The sequence below is a fragment of the Verrucomicrobia bacterium CG1_02_43_26 genome, assembly GCA_001872735.1.
In the GTDB taxonomy this organism is placed as follows: domain Bacteria; phylum Verrucomicrobiota; class Verrucomicrobiia; order Opitutales; family CG1-02-43-26; genus CG1-02-43-26.
Window position 1 is genome coordinate 63,322 of record MNWT01000022.1, and the last position, 16,597, is coordinate 79,918.

Genomic DNA, 16,597 nt, shown 5'->3' on the forward strand with positions numbered 1-16,597 from the left:
ACTTTCCTGCTTGTCCAACTCAAAAAACGCTTTCCTTTATGGCCCTCTCCTTTGAAAATATTGTCGTTATACTGATTATTATCAGTTTCTTCATGACATTTGTTGCCTTTTTCATGATTGCCAAGCGTGGCCCCACTCATTCTGAAAAGCAGCTCCGTAAATTAGCAGATGAACTTGGATTTTCCCTCCTTGGGGGTGAACCTGTTCTCCCTAAAGTACGTTTTCTTCGTTTCATTAAAACGCCTTTAAGCGTTGTTAGCCCTGACCCTAAAAATGCGCTTAAAATATACCACTTCACTCGCGGTAGTGGCAAAAACTCGACTACCTACGCGGCCATTCAGTTTAGCAATTTAAACACAAAAGAGCTTAAATGCGAAATCTACGAACAGGGTCTTTTAAGCAAAATCGGTAAAACATTAGGTATGCAGGATATTCCCGTAGGCAACGCCAAGTTCGATGAGCGGTTTATTATTAAATCAGACGACCAAAATTTTATTCGCACGATCTTACTGCCTGAAATTCAAGAACGCATCTTGGAAGCTTGGGATCAGCAAAATGCCCGAGGCAGAATCACCCTAAACAATAACATCCTTGCATATGAAGAGATTGGAACGATACGAGATGATGCTACTAGAGAGCGTTTCAAATACATGCTATCCGTCATGTATCTCTTGCGTGATGCCATAGATGTCTATATATCTCGTTAGATGGAACTGTCTTATATCATAACTGCCTTGGCCGCTTTCACAATCGGTGGCACCGGCACTTTCATCTATTTACGCGCTCAAGCCAAATCAACGGTTCGCGAAATCAATCTACTCCAAGAACAACTTTCGGAAGCTTCCCGTAAAAACGTCTCACTGGAAGCGGAAAAATATGCCCTCACAAAAGACTTCTCTGCCATCTCTGCCCGCCGTGAGGCAGAACAAATAGCTGCCGATGAAAAAATAGCGCTTCTCGAAGCAGCGAAAACAAACCTCACCGATGCTTTTAAGGCTCTCTCTGCCGATGCCCTTAAAACCAATAACCAAGCCTTTCTAGACTTGGCAAAGCAATCGCTCACAACTTTCCAAAAAGACGCGCAGGGGGATTTAGACAAGCGAAATGAGGCCATCTCCCACTTAGTTACTCCTATGCAAAAAACATTAGAGCAATTCCAAGAACACACGCGAGCCATCGAGAAAAACCGTATCACCGCTTTCAGCACACTTGAAGAGCAACTCAAAAACATTTCTTCGTCTCATTTAAAATTAGAAACTGAAACGCGTAATCTCACAAAAGCCTTGCGTACCCCCCACGTTCGTGGCCAATGGGGAGAACTTCAATTAAAGCGCTCTGTAGAGATAGCGGGCATGCTCGAATATGTGGACTTCCAACAACAAGCCACACAATCGAATAATGAGCGTATCCAACGCCCGGATATGATCATCAGGCTGCCTAATAATCGCCAGATAGCCATCGATGCCAAAGCTCCTCTCATGGCCTATTTGGAGGCGGTGGAGCATCCTGAGCCGGAACAGCAAAAGATTTTTCTTAAAAAACACGCCCAACAGGTTCGCGACCATATTCAACTTCTGGCCTCCAAGCAATACTGGAAGCAATTTGAAACTTCCCCGGAGTTCGTCATTCTTTTCCTCCCGGGCGAATCTTTCTTCAGCGCGGCGCTACAAGCGGATGCCCAACTGCTTGAACAAAGTTTCAAGGATCGCGTCATTCTTGCTACGCCAACGACACTCATTGCTCTGCTTAAAACCGTTGCCGCCGGTTGGCAGGAAAACAACATAGCACTGGAAGCTCAAAAAATCAGCCAACTCGGGCAGGTCCTCTACGAGAGAATTACAGTGCTGGCCAGGCACTTTGAGGACTTGCGTAAGCATCTGGAAAAATCCGTGGATGCTTACAATAAAACCGTCAGCTCTCTAGAATCTCGCGTATTACCGTCTGCTAGAAAATTCAAAGAAATGCACATCAAAAGCGAGCAAGAAATCCCGATTGCCCAACCGATTGACAAATTGCCAACCGCGCTCACTTCCGAAGTACAAACTTCGTAAGTTACTCCTCCAGCAAAAGTATCTCGATTTCTTCTTCCGATGCTCCTTTGTCGTTTAATAGTTGAACAATTTCCTTTTCATTCCAAATACCTTCCTTTACGGCTTGGCGTACCAGTGAAATTGTTGGCTTGTAAACAGATATTAATTCCTTTCCTGTGACTATCCGCTCAGGAATATTAGTCGTATTCAGGTTCACCGAATTATCGCTCATATTAACTTTTGTAGAAAACAGCGTAATCAAATTATTGAGACTAAAAGAGTTAAAATGCTTCTTAATCTTGTTTAAGAAAAACTCAGCTAGGCGATAGTCCAATATTTTTTGAAATACCTTTCCGTCGATAACCGGCATTGAGATAAAATTAATCATTAATTCCTCAGGGAGGATCTTGCTATCTATTGCATCAAACAAGACTTCTAGCAAACCACACAAACTCTCCTTACTATGTGCAACCGCAAGTTGATAAGGACAAAAACCATTCTGATCTTTGGCTCCAATCAAGTGAGGTATTAAGCTCTCTCTCATGTAGCCGCCTTTCAAAAAGCTTTTTTTCTCCAATTGCATCATGAAAGCCAGAAAATCGCTAAAGGCAACACCGAACACTCCTAATCCATGCCAAAAACCGCGACCACATTCCTCATCTTTTTTTGTGAATATTTTATCCAAAATATCGAATGCCTCAAATTTCGTAGCATCCAATTTAAAAACCTCTGCCATGATCTGAGCACAACAAAACAGAGCATACTCATCATGTGGTTTTTTTGAAATCAATGAATATTCACAACCCAATGCCATAATCCATGTTAAAAATTGCCCGGATATCGTTAATTCTGCCAAATCTTTATAGTACTCATCAAATGCCAATTTCATTTGCTTTTTCACAATTTTCTCGAATCCAATGCCATTAATACATTTAAGAAATTTCACATAGCCCAGCACAGATGTCTGCCGATCCATAAACATCCCAAGCCTATAATGTACTTCCATTACAGCTAATTGTAGGCATTTCCCAGGAGTACAGCTTTTTATATCCTCTGCAATCGCTGCCCAAAGAGACTTAAAGCAATCGGCATCAATACATCTCTGTACAACACTTTTCCCTGCCGCTTCCTTTGTCAAAAAATCAATCACCCAATCGACAGATAGGTATCCATCAGTGCATGCGTTCTGAATAAATTTAATCAGGCTATCAATATTTTTGCCCTCTGTAGCCGTCAAAAATAAGTTTTTTCCATCCTTACGCTCCTTACCTGAAAAATATATTAATTTATCATTAAAATATTCTTCAGTTAATGCTTGGGCATTGGTCAACCTCCTCAACACATTCAACCATACCCCTAAACCTCCGCTTTTGGCTATCGTTTGGTTTAAATCTGTTTTGGTTTCCTCACATATCGTCTTGATATAATCTTCAATAAACTTCTCACAGGCTTTTTGATCCCCAACCTTAAGAAGCGACAAATCGATATCCTCAATCTCGCCCAGTTCAGAATAGATTCTGTTTAATTGCTCATCTACCTTGCCATCATACAAGGCATCTAATGTACCGTAGATAACAGACTCAAAAATGACTATGAAATCCTTACGCTCGTCTTCACTCTCCTCATCACTTTCAATTTCCTCGCACTTGCGATCCATAAGTGGCAAACCATTAGTCGAAAACTCACCGTTACTTACATTTTTTCTCTTAGTTTCTTTTTCATCACAAATCGGTGTCTTGTCATCATAAACCCCACCAATTGGCCTCTTATTACCACTATACTTATCGTTAGGAAATCCTCCGCCTATACTATTATTATTCATACGCTCATATTTTATTAAAAACTCAAACTTGGTCAACGGGAAAACGAATGCGGCCATTCGCTACAGGAGCTACAGGATCTTCCGAATCCGCTCATTTCTTTCAGGCAAAAGATTGTTAACATATTCCATCGAAGCGCCTTTATCTTTCAATAATTTACGCACATCATCGACTGTCCAATAATTTCTTTCAACACCCACCCGGGCAAGAGATATAGTAGGTTTGGAATCCAGTAAATAATGATTAGAATACACGCCAGTAAGCATTCGGCGAGGAACACCTTCTGTATGCTCCGGCTCAAGGGAATCAATTTTCTTTAAAAATTTAATCTCGAAGAACCGCTTTAATTGATTTAAGTCAAAATCATTCCAATATTTTGGGATAGTCCTAAAAAAATCCTGCTCCAAACCTTCATTCATTATACGTGAAAATACATTTTGCTGTTTAAAACCCAAATGACCCGCATCCATAAAAATGAAGTCGCTAATGATTCCCGCGGGAAGTAATCTCGCATCAACCATTTTATATAGGCTACGTAGCAACATATCCAAACTGTCTTTACTATGCCGCACAGCCATCTGATAAGCATAAAAACCATTACTATCGGAATCCTTCATCAAGTAATGCAACAAGTGATCCTCAACATATCCTTTGCTCAAGAAACCTTCTTGTACCAAGTTAACGACAAAGTTTAAAAATCTACTAAATAATACGCCCTTACTAGCTAATGAGTGCCAAACGCTTTGCTTGCTCTCTGTTGTCATTTTAGAGAATATTGCCCTTAATACTGCTACGGCGTTACACTCTTTTTTATCCAGTTTGCAAATCTCTTGAATGATTTTTTCTAGTTTAAAATAGTCATATTCATTCAAGCCACCTTCTTTGGGCTCCATAAGAATTCCGATCACGGCACCCATCCATTCTTCAAAGGCTTTAGCAGGCTTCAATAGTTTTACGTACCCGGTTTCCTCAATAAACTGCAGTCGCATACTCTCCGCTTTAACAATTTCCCCGAGGCTATCACAACCTGTTAGTTTAAGATCCTTCATGTACTCCAATAGTGAAGTACTCCGCTTAGCTTCATTATGGTTAAACTCCACCGGCATAATAGCAAATCGGATGCACTTTTTCGGATCGATTGCTTTAATTTCTCTAACAAATTTACGGGCTAACCCTTTCCAAAAATCTCCAAACACACCTTGATCAATCGCCTTCTGTACAACGCTTTTGCCCTCTCCCTTTATTGGCATGGCGAGAAAATCCATCACCCACTCCAAGTCAAGGCAATGCTTGCTCACTGCTAAGGAAACATTTTCAAACAGATGAGAAAAATTTTTATGCTCGAGCGCATACATAAGAGCACTTTTTCCATCTTCATCTTCTTTAACAAGCTGTGGCATCAATTTTTTCTGACAATACCCTTCAGTCAAAACAGCTTCATACTCTAACCTCCCCAGAACCTCCAGCCAATACCCCAAATTACCAGCTTTCGCGATTTCCTGCAGAAAGTCAGTTTTATTTTCCTCATTTACCTCTGCAATATAATTTTCAATTCGCTCTTCGTAGAATCCCCTATCTTCTTCGTCTAAGTCGGCTACACAATGCTCGTCTAATTCATCCAAGTCTTGGTCAATTTCGTCCTTTTCATTCGCAAATTCACCCTCCAGAAGGAAATCTACAGATCGCTTGATAATAGCAACCACTAGCTCGGTCAGTTCAAGATCTAATCCTTTCTTATCACAGAGCTCATTTAATCCCATATCGTCAGAGATGCCAGATTTTTCTTCACTTACCTCAACAGATTTACTCTCACGATTAAAAATGTTTTTCTCCTCGAAGGTACTATCGAACTTCTTCTTCTTACCGTTATCTTTGTCGACAATTGTTAAACCAAGAACGCCCAATTCAAATACTTTTCTCTTCTTCGCCGTTGTATTAGATTTCTCCTTAAATCCTTCACTACTTACAACGTTATCGCGAACAAACCCACCCCTATTACTAGAGTTATGTTCTATTTTTTTATCCATTTAGAAATGGTAATAAACATCAATTAATAGTCAATAAAAAATCACCCACCTTCTCAAAGCATGTCGCCGCTACCTCAATCGCTAGCCTGAATCTCCACTTAACAAACGTCGTAACATATTAACTTCACGAAACTTGAGACACATCCAAAGAATCGACTTGCATTACGGATTATTTTCACCAATAAATACATTCTTAACCCCAACCAACAACCCAAATTCAGTGTAATGAAAAAACTACTCATCTTATTATCGTTAGTATTATCGTTAACAGTTGTATCCTTAAACGCGGAAAAACCTTCTCTTGAAAGTGTCTATGGAAAAGATTTTGATACGGATATTCGTAATTTTGCAGCTCAACTCGGCATGGCTATTCAATATTTCGAAACAGTAAAGAAGCAATATCCTGGCTCCGAAGATCAACTCCATGCATTCAAAGCGTTTATAGATTATACAAAATCTGAGATCCAAAAATCTTGCTATTACTATAACTGCTTTCCTAATCATTACCCTGATGAAATCATCTACCAGTTTAGCGCAGGCAAAGCAGCAGTCACACGTGTCGTGATTCCGCTTTACTCAGACGAACATCGTGAGATATTTATGAAAGAAAGAATTGAAGGCATAAAGAGCTTTCTCGTTAAATATAAGTCGTTCTTTGAAGCCCCTTCATCGCATAATTCAAGCGTAAAAGAACTCCTGACGCTCATCGACCCACAGTCCAGATCACACCCCTTTTCTAAGCTATTAACGGAGCTGGGTATATAACTAAGCTTCACCCACCACTAAACACAATTTTAAAACCCATTTTCTCCAAAATGGGTTTTATTCTTTCCCGCTGATCCCCTTGCATCTCCACACAATCTTCTTTAACCGTCCCCCCAACACCGCAATGTCCTTGCAGTTGTTTCAAAATCTCTTTCCTATCATCTTCCCCAAGCACTTGCATCCCTCGAATAACGGTCACGGTCTTCCCTCCACGGCCAGACTTCTCTCGTTTAACGTCCAATCGGCCGGAATATCGCTTCACATCGTTATTCTTCATTTCCTTGCCGGGAGTTACGTCAGGTAGTTCTGTCTTCTCTTTGCTAACGTTTTCAGGGAAAGCTACACCTAGCTGATCAAAGGGATTGTTCTGAAAGAGCGAATTATTTTTAGCCGTTTGAATTTTTTCTCTTTTCTTTCCCATTTTAATTCCCTATTTTTTTAGTTTCCTCAATCCAGGTCAGCGCTTTTTCATAACTCCTTCTTTCCAGAAAATGAACCAACCGCTTCGGCAAACAATCCCGCTTCTTCTGCACTATTTTATCCAAAGTCACAATCGCTCCCAACATCTCATCGGCATCTATTGTATTAGATTTTTTAATAATCTTCCCCAATTCGTATTCAATTTCCTTAATTTCCATAATTCCTCTATTAGATCAGGGGAGTTAATCTTGTGTAAACTAAAATTTCTTGCAATCCTTAACCTACTATCACCATCGAAGTTATAAAAACAATGAAAGCCCTCTCTTTTGCCAATCGTTGGAATGCTGATTTAATTGATGAAAATTACGCCACCTGGCTCAATCACCCCGAGGCGCTCTCCCTGGAGTGGCAGGCTTTCTTTGAGGGGTTTGAACTGGCTAAAACTCCCGTAAAGACGCGCGGAGTCGAGGTACTTACCTCAGAGGCCGCCGCCAAGGAAGCAAACATTATTGGCGCTATCTTCTCTTTCCGCTCTATGGGCCACACCCAGGCAAAAATCAACCCCCTAAACCCTACCCCCGAAAAAAATCCTCGGCTCTCACTCGAGCGTCTCGGCCTGGAAAGCGCCGATCTTGATAAAGAATTTCATACGGGTAACTACTTGGGCGGTGTCGTCATGTCTGCTCGGCAGATTCTCAAACAGCTCGAAGAAACGTACTGTGGCACCGTTGGTTGCGAATATCTCCACATCCAGGAAACCGCTAAACGTCGCTTCCTCCAGTCTGCCATGGAGCCTACGTTTAATAAGCCTAATTTCTCCCATGATAAAAAGGTCCAGATTTTGCGCATGATCAATAAGGCCGAAATCTTCGAGTCTTTCCTTCACACACGCTATGTCGGCCAAAAGCGTTTCTCATTAGAGGGGGGCGAAACATTAATCGCTTGTCTCGATAGCATCATCCAGGAATGTCCTAATCGGGGCGTTGAGGAAATTGTCATGGGCATGGCACACAGGGGTCGTCTTAATGTCTTGGCTAATATCATGGGCAAGTCTTATGACTTCATTTTTAAAGAGTTTACGGAAAATTATATCCCCGAAACCATCCATGGCGATGGCGATGTCAAATACCACTTGGGTTATGAAAACACCTACACCACCCATTCAGGGAAGGGTATCGATATCAAACTGGCTCCAAATCCTAGCCACTTAGAAGCGGTTAACCCGATTGTTGAGGGTATGACGCGCGCGCGTCAACGTATCCGCGGAGTAGAAGACAGGGGCAAGGTTCTTCCTATTTTAATCCATGGTGATGCCGCTCTCGCCGGTCAGGGAATCGTTGCGGAGGTCTTTAACATGGCTCGCTTAAAGGGTTATTCCACAGGGGGCACTATCCATATTGTTGTTAATAACCAGATTGGCTTCACCACAAGCCCAACGGAAAGCCGCTCCAGTCGCTATTGTACCGATGTCGCTAAAATGATTGAGGCTCCGGTCTTCCACGTGAATGGTGATGACCCGCTTTCCGTAGCAATGGTCGCTGAGCTGGCCTTAAAATACCGGCAAGAATTTAAGGACGATGTCGTCATCGATATCTACTGTTATCGTAAACATGGTCACAATGAGGCAGATGAGCCGTTCTTCACTCAGCCGCTCCTCTATAAACAAATTTCTCAACATAAGCCCATCAGCGAGGTGCTCACAAATGCTCTCGTGCAAGGGGGGTCCATCACCGAAGCCGAAGCTCAAGCGATCAAAAAGGAATTTGAGGATTCTCTAGATGACGCTTTCCATCGGGTCAAAAAGGGTGAGTCCCCTAAAGCCGCTCCCAAAACACAACGGCCGCCTCAACCTCCTTATTCTTTTGAGCCGACAAAAACGGGTGTCCCTAAAAACAAGCTGGAAAAGGTGGCGAAAGCACTCTCTTCCTTCCCGGACAATTTTCAACTTAATCCAAAAATCAAACGTCAGCTAGATAATAAATGGAAGGCTTTTGAATCAGGAGAGGGTGTCGATTGGGCGTTTGCGGAATCCCTCGCGTTTGGTTCGCTCATGCAGGAAAATATTCCCGTTCGTCTCTCTGGTCAGGATAGCGAGCGCGGCACGTTCAGCCAACGGCACGCTTGTTTTTATGATGTAGAAACGCACGAGCGCTATGTCCCGCTTATGCATATCGAAGCGGATCAAGCCATGTTCTGTGTCCATAACTCAAGTCTCTCAGAGGCTTCAATTCTTGGTTTCGATTATGGTTATTCGATAGACTACCCTCAAATGCTTTGCCTCTGGGAAGCCCAATTCGGCGACTTCGCCAACGGTGCTCAGGTGATTACAGATCAATTTATCGTCTGCGCGGAATCCAAATGGGGTGTCTTTAGTGGCATCACAATGCTGCTTCCTCATGGCTATGAGGGGCAAGGCCCAGAGCACTCTTCTGGCAGAATGGAGCGTTTCCTCCAACTGAGCGCGGAAAACAATATACAGGTCTGCAATGTCACCACACCGGCTCAATACTTCCATCTCTTGCGTCGCCAAATGCATCGTAAGTTTATCAAGCCGCTTGTGATAATGTCTCCCAAAAGCCTCCTCAGGCATAAGGAGTGCGTATCCACGATAGATGATTTATCTGGTAACACACATTTCCACACCGTGCTAGATGATCATTCCAGTAACACTAAGGCTGAACGTGTCATCTTCTGCTCCGGCAAAGTCTACTATGATCTCATGCACTTTAGAAATGAGCACGATGTCGATAACACCGCAATTGTCCGTATCGAGCAACTCTACCCGTTCGACCAGGAGCATTTCAACCAAATCGCCGGCAAATACAAAAAGGCAAAGGAATTCATCTGGTGCCAGGAAGAGCCTAAAAATATGGGCGCTTGGACTTACATTTCTCCTATATTGGAAGACAATTTAAAAAAGAAACCGCTCTTTGTAGGTAGAAAGGCTTCAGCAAGCCCAGCAACCGGTTCTTTAACTGTCCATAAAATGGAGCAGGAAATTATCCTGAAAGCCGCCTTTGGCCTATAACAATTAAACAAACAAAAGTAAAAGATCCTGAATTATTAATCATGGCAACAGAAGTCAAAATTCCAGCCCTTGGTGAATCTATCACCACTGGCATAATCGCAGCGTGGCACGTCAAAAATGGCGATGTCGTTAAAGCAGGTCAGCTCCTCTATGATCTGGAGACGGATAAAATCACATCCGAGGGCCATGCAGAGGTCTCTGGTAAAATCAAGCTCCTGGCCAATGAGGGTGATGAGGTCAATATCGGCCAAGCCGTTGCTTCGATTGATGAATCTGTTCAATCCCCTCGAGTAGATACCCAAAGCGGTCTTCCTAGCGCAGCGGATAAAAAGCCATCGGCAGAAGAAGAAAAACCGCTCTCCCCAGCTGTCCGCCGTCTTTCCGAAGAAACACATATCGATCCCGCAATGCTAATGGGCTCGGGTAAAGGTGGTCGTGTCACTAAGGGCGATATGCTTGCGGCCACACATCCTACTAATCACGAAATTCCTCGCAGACCTGAAGGCGCCACGTCAGCACCAATCGCCGCAGCCGCTCCTAAAAGAGAAGCGGGAGAGCGGACAAGTCGTAAAAAAATGTCTCCCATGCGCGCTCGCATCGCCCAACGGCTTGTTCAGGCCAAGGAGGAAGCAGCCATGCTCACCACTTTCAATGAGGTGGATATGAGCCATGTCATGGAAACGCGTAAAAAATATCAGGACGAGTTTACTAAAAAGCATAACACCAAGCTCGGTTTCATGTCTTTCTTCATCAAGGCTACGGTTAAAGCATTACAGGATGTACCTGAAATTAATGCCCAGCTTGACGGCGATTATATCGTCCAAAACCATTTCTATGACATTGGCGTAGCAGTCGGTGGCGCTAAGGGTCTTGTCGTACCTGTCATCCGCGATTGTGATCATCTCGCATTCCACGAGGTGGAGCAATCTCTTGTGAATTACGCTAAAAAGGCTCGTGAGGGTAAAATCACAATTGATGATATGCAGGGTGGCGTATTCACTATTTCCAATGGTGGCATCTACGGCTCCATGCTCTCTACGCCTATTATCAACCCACCTCAAAGCGCTATCCTTGGCATGCACGCCATCAAGGAAAGAGCTGTCGTGGTAAATGGTAACATCGTCATCCGGCCTATGATGTACCTGGCTCTGTCTTACGACCACCGTATCGTAGACGGCAAGGAGGCAGTCACGTTCCTAAATAAGATCAAGGAAAGCATTGAAGACCCTGCTCGCATCCTCTACCAAATCTAATCACAACCGTTAAATCCATTAAAACAAGAGTAATAAATGTCTGATAAAAATCATTCTTACGATGTCGTTGTCATTGGCGCAGGCCCAGGAGGCTATGTTGCCGCCATTCGCGCAGCCCAGCTCGGCCTCAAAACCGCTTTAGTAGATAAATCCAGCCATCTTGGCGGCACCTGTCTCAACGTAGGCTGCATTCCTAGCAAGGCGCTCTTGCACTCCACCGAAGTCTATCATGACCTTCTTCATAAAAAGGAACAATACGGCATCAAGGCAGACAATATCTCCGCGGACGTTTCCGCTTTAATGAAAAATAAGGATTCGGTGGTTACTAAGCTCACCGGCGGTATCAACCAGCTCATCAAGGCTAATAAAGTCGCTCTCTTCGTCGGCGAGGCAAAATTCCTCAACGTCCAGGAAATCGAGGTCAAGGGCAAGGATAACGTAAAGCTTACCGCCCAAAACATTATCATCGCGACAGGTTCTACGTCTATCGAACTTCCTTTCATGAAGTTTGATGGCAAAAAAATCGTCTCTAGTGACGATGCAATCGCTTTCACAGAGGTTCCTAAAAAACTCGTTGTCGTAGGCGCAGGGGCAATCGGCCTCGAGCTGGGTTCCGTCTGGCAACGTCTGGGCTCAGATGTTACTGTAGTAGAGCTCTTAACTAAAGTGGCTCCTACCTTTGATGATGATATTTCTAAACACGCAGAACGTTTCTTTAAACGCCAGGGCATGAAATTTGAACTCGGCGCTAAAGTCACCGGCTACAAGGAAAAGGGCTCCGAGGTCGTTCTCACCGCAGAAAAAGACGGCAAAACTCTCGAATTTCCGGCAGACAAAATTCTCGTGGCTGTTGGCAGAAAGCCTTTCACCGAGGGGCTCGGCCTCGATAACGTTGGCGTTAAGCTCGATGAGCGTAAGCGTGTTATCGTAAATAAAAAATACCAAACTTCTATTCCCATGATCTATGCGATCGGAGATGTCACCCCGGGCCCTATGCTGGCTCATAAAGCTGAGGACGAAGGGGTAGCCGTTGCTGAAATTATCGCCGGCAAAGCAGGGCACGTTAACTACACCGCCATTCCCAACGTCATTTACACGGACCCTGAAATCGCCAGCGTTGGTATTTCAGAACAAGAAGCCAAAGCGGAAGGCATTCCTGTCAGTATCGGCAAGTTTCCTTTCTCTGCAAATGGTCGCGCCCTAGCCTCTGGTTACCCGGATGGCATGGTAAAAGTCATCGCCTGTGCAAAAAATGATACCCTTTTAGGCGTTCAAATCATTGGCCACAATGCTTCAGAGCTCATCGCCGCTGCCGTCACTCACATGGAGTACCGTGGCAGCGCAGAGGATATGGCAAGAACAGCCACGGCCCATCCAACACTTGGTGAAGCCCTCAAAGAAGCCGCTATGGCAGTAGAAAAGCGCTCCATCCATTCGATGTAGTCCATCCCTTTTCCAATTTACTTGTTCCCCAAACTTAGCCAACTCCTGACATTTCAGGAGTTGGCTTTTTTATAACAAGCTTTTGCCTCCCCCAAAACCCCCAACTCACTACCTACTTCTTCTTACACTCGCCCTACTCTTGTCTGCCATACGCTCTCTGCAGACGGCCACCATCCCTGGCCCATTTTTAGTCTTATATCACCTTATATGCCTTTTCTTCTTTCCCTCAATTATACCAAAATATAATTCCAGATCGCCAACTTATTTACACCATAAAAACATGTATAAAAAATACTTATAACAGAAAATATATACTAATAAAATCCTCTAATAACACAAAAAGAGCCGATTTTCGCAAACCGGCTCTTTTCCTAAATCATTTATGATCAGTAGTTAACCTTTAAAGTCAATCATGTCGACATCAAAGATCAACGTAGATCCCGCAGGAATTCCTGGCAATGCCTGGTTACCATAACCAAGTTCTGGTGGTACATATAGTTTAATCTTACCGCCCTTGCCTACAAGCTGTAGTCCGTCACGGAATCCAGGGATCACGTGCTGCAAATTAAAGGTTGCAGGGTGGCCTCTAGACTTAGAGCTATCGAATACCTCACCATCAATCAAAGTTCCTTCATAGTGAACGGTCACATCACTGTTAGCAGTCGGCATTGGGCCTTCTCCAACTTCGATAATTTCGTAGTAAAGGCCGGTATCGGTCTTCTTCACTTTAGGGTTCTTTTCCAATTCTTTATAAAAACTCATTGCGTCTGCTTTATTCTTTTTTGCTATTGATTCATTCTTTTTGTCTTCAATCTTGGCATAAGCCTCTGCTTTAACCATCAAAAAGTCGTTCATCTGATTGTAGATCTCGTAATCTTTTGTGGGAGGAGATTCACCCTGGGCAGAGCTCTTCAGGCCTTTAATAAAGTAGACCATCTCGTCATCACTTAAACCTAAACGAGACAAACTCGCTTGCGAACCTGTCGCCCAACCGAACATTTCCAAATATTCAGCATCTTTCTTACTCACTTCAGCCGTTAACCCTACAGGAAACAGCGAAGCCACCATTGCTAACGATAAAAATAGAGGTACCTTCTTAGTCATAAAGAGAATCATGCCCGTTTAGACCCTATGCTGTCAACCGTTATTAGGAAATTTTATCGGTAGGAGCATTCTCTTTAGTAGCAGCGGCAACTTCGTTTTGGGGCGCTTGAGAAGCATGATTAGCCACTTCTGTCTTATTGATAGATGTCTTAATTTCCTTTTCCAGATCAGACGCGGAACTCCTAAATTCACGGATCGCTTTTCCAATCCCTCTGGCAATATCCGGTAATCGCTTTGTCCCAAACAAAATCAACACAACCAAAATAATGATAAATAGCTGTGATCCTCTAAGATTGGTAATAAACGCTAAAAAATTATAATCCATATCTGTAAAAATAATGTAATCGTGCCCCAACGCAAGCAATAAAGATTTCGGTTCCTCCTGCTAACTTAAATCAATCGGATCGGTGTCAAAAACATCCATAATGTCATTATCTGTCGCAAACTTACTTCTTAATTCCAACAACTTGGGCATCGAACGGGATACATTTCCGGTGAAAAACCACAGGTGATATCGATAATAATTCTTTAGCTTTTCAAGCGGAGCGGGCGCAGGACCTCGCAGTTCTACTTCATTCCCTAGGTGTTTTTCTACTAACTTAGCCCACTGGTCTATATAATAAATTAATTTCTCTTTGTTTTTGCTCCTAAAAACATGCCTTATAATATTCCTAAAGGGGGGGTAATGGTACTCGCGGCGCATTTCCATTTCCTCTGCTAAAAATCCCTCAAAATCGCCTCGGCGAGCATACTGTATCGGTGCACTCGCGGGTGCGTAGCTCTGTATAACGACTTCTCCTGCCAGATCCCCGCGGCCAGCCCGTCCGGATACTTGCACCACTAATTGAAATGTGCGCTCCCCTGCCCTAAAATCCTGCATATGGAGTGATATATCCGCGTCTATCAATCCCACCAATGTCACATTAGGGAAATCTAACCCTTTTGCAATCATCTGCGTGCCCACCAAAATATCGATCTTACCTTTTCTGAAATCGGCTAATATCTCCCGAAACAGGTTCTTTTTAGACATCGTATCCGCGTCCATGCGTATGATCCGTGCCTTCGGCATCGCTTTTTGAACAATCTCTTCCACACGCTGCGTTCCGGAGCCTCGCCAACGCACTTTGTCCGATCTACATGAGGGGCAATTAGAAACCGTCTTCTGGTCATGCCCGCACATATGGCAGCGCAATCGCTCATCTGTTCTATGGTAGGTTAATGTCACACTGCATTGCGGGCACTGCATCACAAACCCGCAATCCGGGCACAGCATACTATTTAAATACCCTCTTCTATTAAGGAACAGGATAGATTGCTCCCCGCGTTCCAATCGATCCCGCATCTTTTCCATCAACATCCGTGAGATCAATACTTGCCCTTTCGCATGTAAAAGTTCCCGTTTCATGTCCACTATATGGACAAGGGGCAACTTCCGATCGTCTACCCGCTCTTTTAACACATTTAGCTTGTATCCTCTTTTGGCAACGTTGTTTAAGGATTCTAATGATGGGGTCGCTGAACCCAGCACACACACAGCCTCACATAGCTTGGCTCGATAGACAGCTACGTCCCTACCATGGTACCTCGGCATCTCGGTCTGTTTATAAGCTGGCTCGTGTTCTTCATCGACAATAATAAGTCTCAAATCCTTCATGGGGGCAAATATCGCGGATCGCGCTCCTACGACAACACGCGCTTCTCCTCTCAACATCGCCATCCAGGCATCATACCGCTCCCCTTCTGATAAATGACTATGCCAGACCACCACATCTATTCCTTTCGCCTGCAAACGCGCCCGCAACCGTCCGACCGTCTGGGGGGTCAGCGCTACTTCACTCACGAGGAAAATCACACTTCCCCCTTCTTCAACTGCCTTTAAAATCGCCTGTAAATAGACTTCCGTCTTCCCGGATCCTGTTACCCCGTGGAGCAAATGAGGCTGAAACTTCTTGTCATCCAAACTAGCGCAAATATCTTTCACCGCATCGGTTTGCCCTTCTGTCAATTGCGGGTTAACCAGCTCCACTTGCTCAGCCTGCGCTAATAAATCATCATACGCTACCCGTGCCACTTCGTTCTTGCTTTCATCAATAATGCCGCGTTTCACCAACGAATCACAGCTCGAAGGCCCTATCCCTAAGCGTTTCAGTGCTTTACCTTTTTCTACAGGGGCTTTCTGGTAACGCAAAAAATCATATAGTTCAGCCTGCTTGGGCGCTTTTTTCCTCAAGGCTAGATACGCTTCTTCAGACAGGGTCTCTTTTATAATAACATAGGTAAGTTCTTTAGCGGACATCCCATTACGAAGCGCAGCAGGTATCATCGCCTCAAACACAGATTCCATGGAAGCCCCGTAATAGCTCCTCAACCATTCCGCTAAAATAATCAGCTCATCCGTCAATACCGGCAAATCATACAAAGCCTCCTGTATTGGCCTTATTTTAGCTACTGGCACATCCGTATCCACGTCTACCTTTAAAACAAGTCCCAATGCCGTGCGTCTTACTAAAGGAATTTTCACCAAAGAACCTCGATCAACCCTTTTAACAGATTCCCTTTCAGGAATTTTATACACTAAAACACGATTAATCCCAGAAAAGGGAAATACCTCTACATATCTAAAATGGTCTTTTTGGCACCCCACACAGGGAATCATGCAAAAAAATCTCCCTTTTGCAACTTCTTTACTAATTTACAGATTAATTAT

At 43.8% G+C, this 16,597-nt stretch carries 13 protein-coding genes; 6 read left to right on the forward strand and 7 right to left on the reverse strand.

Annotated features, from left to right (window positions below; all coding sequences use genetic code 11):
* The first annotated feature begins 38 nt into the window (after positions 1-38).
* Complete coding sequence (locus tag AUJ82_07735; protein OIO58867.1) at positions 39-707, forward strand: hypothetical protein; 669 nt, start codon at positions 39-41, stop codon at positions 705-707.
* On the forward strand, positions 708-2,051 hold the full coding sequence (locus AUJ82_07740) for a hypothetical protein (protein OIO58868.1): 1,344 nt from the start codon (positions 708-710) through the stop codon (positions 2,049-2,051).
* 1 nt (position 2,052) lies between these two features.
* Here AUJ82_07740 and AUJ82_07745 read toward each other — a convergent pair whose 3' ends face one another.
* Positions 2,053-3,909 carry a hypothetical protein gene (locus AUJ82_07745; GenBank protein OIO58869.1) on the reverse strand — a complete coding sequence of 619 codons (1,857 nt, stop codon included), beginning with the start codon at positions 3,907-3,909 and terminating at the stop codon, positions 2,053-2,055.
* 12 nt (positions 3,910-3,921) lie between these two features.
* A complete protein-coding gene (locus AUJ82_07750) occupies positions 3,922-5,877 on the reverse strand; it encodes a hypothetical protein (protein OIO58870.1) in 1,956 nt (651 codons plus the stop codon).
* Positions 5,878-6,102: 225 nt separating this feature from the next.
* Between AUJ82_07750 and AUJ82_07755 the strand changes: the two genes are divergently transcribed.
* On the forward strand, positions 6,103-6,642 hold the full coding sequence (locus tag AUJ82_07755) for a hypothetical protein (GenBank protein OIO58871.1): 540 nt from the start codon (positions 6,103-6,105) through the stop codon (positions 6,640-6,642).
* Between the two features lie 7 nt (positions 6,643-6,649).
* Here AUJ82_07755 and AUJ82_07760 read toward each other — a convergent pair whose 3' ends face one another.
* Positions 6,650-7,063: a hypothetical protein gene (locus AUJ82_07760; protein ID OIO58872.1), complete on the reverse strand. Its 414-nt coding sequence runs from the start codon at positions 7,061-7,063 to the stop codon at positions 6,650-6,652.
* A gap of 1 nt (position 7,064) precedes the next feature.
* The gene (locus tag AUJ82_07765) at positions 7,065-7,280 is read right to left on the reverse strand and encodes a hypothetical protein (protein OIO58873.1); all 216 of its coding nucleotides are present in this window, start codon (positions 7,278-7,280) and stop codon (positions 7,065-7,067) included.
* Between the two features lie 92 nt (positions 7,281-7,372).
* On the opposite strand from AUJ82_07765, the gene AUJ82_07770 reads away from it, so the two are divergent.
* From AUJ82_07770 to AUJ82_07780, 3 genes are read left to right on the forward strand one after another with little or no spacing between them, the layout of a single operon-like run.
* Positions 7,373-10,090: a 2-oxoglutarate dehydrogenase E1 component gene (locus tag AUJ82_07770; protein ID OIO58874.1), complete on the forward strand. Its 2,718-nt coding sequence runs from the start codon at positions 7,373-7,375 to the stop codon at positions 10,088-10,090.
* Positions 10,091-10,131: 41 nt separating this feature from the next.
* Positions 10,132-11,343, forward strand: a complete 1,212-nt coding sequence (locus AUJ82_07775; GenBank protein ID OIO58875.1) for a dihydrolipoamide succinyltransferase — start codon at positions 10,132-10,134, stop codon at positions 11,341-11,343.
* Between the two features lie 36 nt (positions 11,344-11,379).
* Complete coding sequence (locus AUJ82_07780; GenBank protein ID OIO58876.1) at positions 11,380-12,786, forward strand: dihydrolipoyl dehydrogenase; 1,407 nt, start codon at positions 11,380-11,382, stop codon at positions 12,784-12,786.
* Between the two features lie 393 nt (positions 12,787-13,179).
* Here AUJ82_07780 and AUJ82_07785 read toward each other — a convergent pair whose 3' ends face one another.
* The 3 genes from AUJ82_07785 to AUJ82_07795 are packed head-to-tail and all read right to left on the reverse strand — an operon-like array spanning position 13,180 to position 16,546.
* Positions 13,180-13,902, reverse strand: coding sequence for a hypothetical protein (locus AUJ82_07785; GenBank protein ID OIO58877.1), 723 nt, complete (start codon positions 13,900-13,902; stop codon positions 13,180-13,182).
* A 31-nt stretch (positions 13,903-13,933) separates the two neighbouring features.
* The gene (locus AUJ82_07790; GenBank protein OIO58878.1) at positions 13,934-14,215 is read right to left on the reverse strand and encodes a hypothetical protein; all 282 of its coding nucleotides are present in this window, start codon (positions 14,213-14,215) and stop codon (positions 13,934-13,936) included.
* A 60-nt stretch (positions 14,216-14,275) separates the two neighbouring features.
* Positions 14,276-16,546, reverse strand: coding sequence for a primosomal protein N' (locus AUJ82_07795; protein OIO58879.1), 2,271 nt, complete (start codon positions 16,544-16,546; stop codon positions 14,276-14,278).
* Positions 16,547-16,597: the final 51 nt, after the last annotated feature.

Bases quoted from the DNA above. Each gene is read 5' to 3' on its own strand.
- AUJ82_07735 (OIO58867.1), top strand. From the start codon at position 39: ATGGCCCTCTCCTTTGAAAATATTGTCGTTATACTGATTATTATCAGT.
- AUJ82_07740 (OIO58868.1), top strand. From the start codon at position 708: ATGGAACTGTCTTATATCATAACTGCCTTGGCCGCTTTCACAATCGGT.
- AUJ82_07745 (OIO58869.1), bottom strand. From the start codon at position 3,909: ATGGCCGCATTCGTTTTCCCGTTGACCAAGTTTGAGTTTTTAATAAAA.
- AUJ82_07750 (OIO58870.1), bottom strand. From the start codon at position 5,877: ATGGATAAAAAAATAGAACATAACTCTAGTAATAGGGGTGGGTTTGTT.
- AUJ82_07755 (OIO58871.1), top strand. From the start codon at position 6,103: ATGAAAAAACTACTCATCTTATTATCGTTAGTATTATCGTTAACAGTT.
- AUJ82_07760 (OIO58872.1), bottom strand. From the start codon at position 7,063: ATGGGAAAGAAAAGAGAAAAAATTCAAACGGCTAAAAATAATTCGCTC.
- AUJ82_07765 (OIO58873.1), bottom strand. From the start codon at position 7,280: ATGGAAATTAAGGAAATTGAATACGAATTGGGGAAGATTATTAAAAAA.
- AUJ82_07770 (OIO58874.1), top strand. From the start codon at position 7,373: ATGAAAGCCCTCTCTTTTGCCAATCGTTGGAATGCTGATTTAATTGAT.
- AUJ82_07775 (OIO58875.1), top strand. From the start codon at position 10,132: ATGGCAACAGAAGTCAAAATTCCAGCCCTTGGTGAATCTATCACCACT.
- AUJ82_07780 (OIO58876.1), top strand. From the start codon at position 11,380: ATGTCTGATAAAAATCATTCTTACGATGTCGTTGTCATTGGCGCAGGC.
- AUJ82_07785 (OIO58877.1), bottom strand. From the start codon at position 13,902: ATGATTCTCTTTATGACTAAGAAGGTACCTCTATTTTTATCGTTAGCA.
- AUJ82_07790 (OIO58878.1), bottom strand. From the start codon at position 14,215: ATGGATTATAATTTTTTAGCGTTTATTACCAATCTTAGAGGATCACAG.
- AUJ82_07795 (OIO58879.1), bottom strand. From the start codon at position 16,546: ATGATTCCCTGTGTGGGGTGCCAAAAAGACCATTTTAGATATGTAGAG.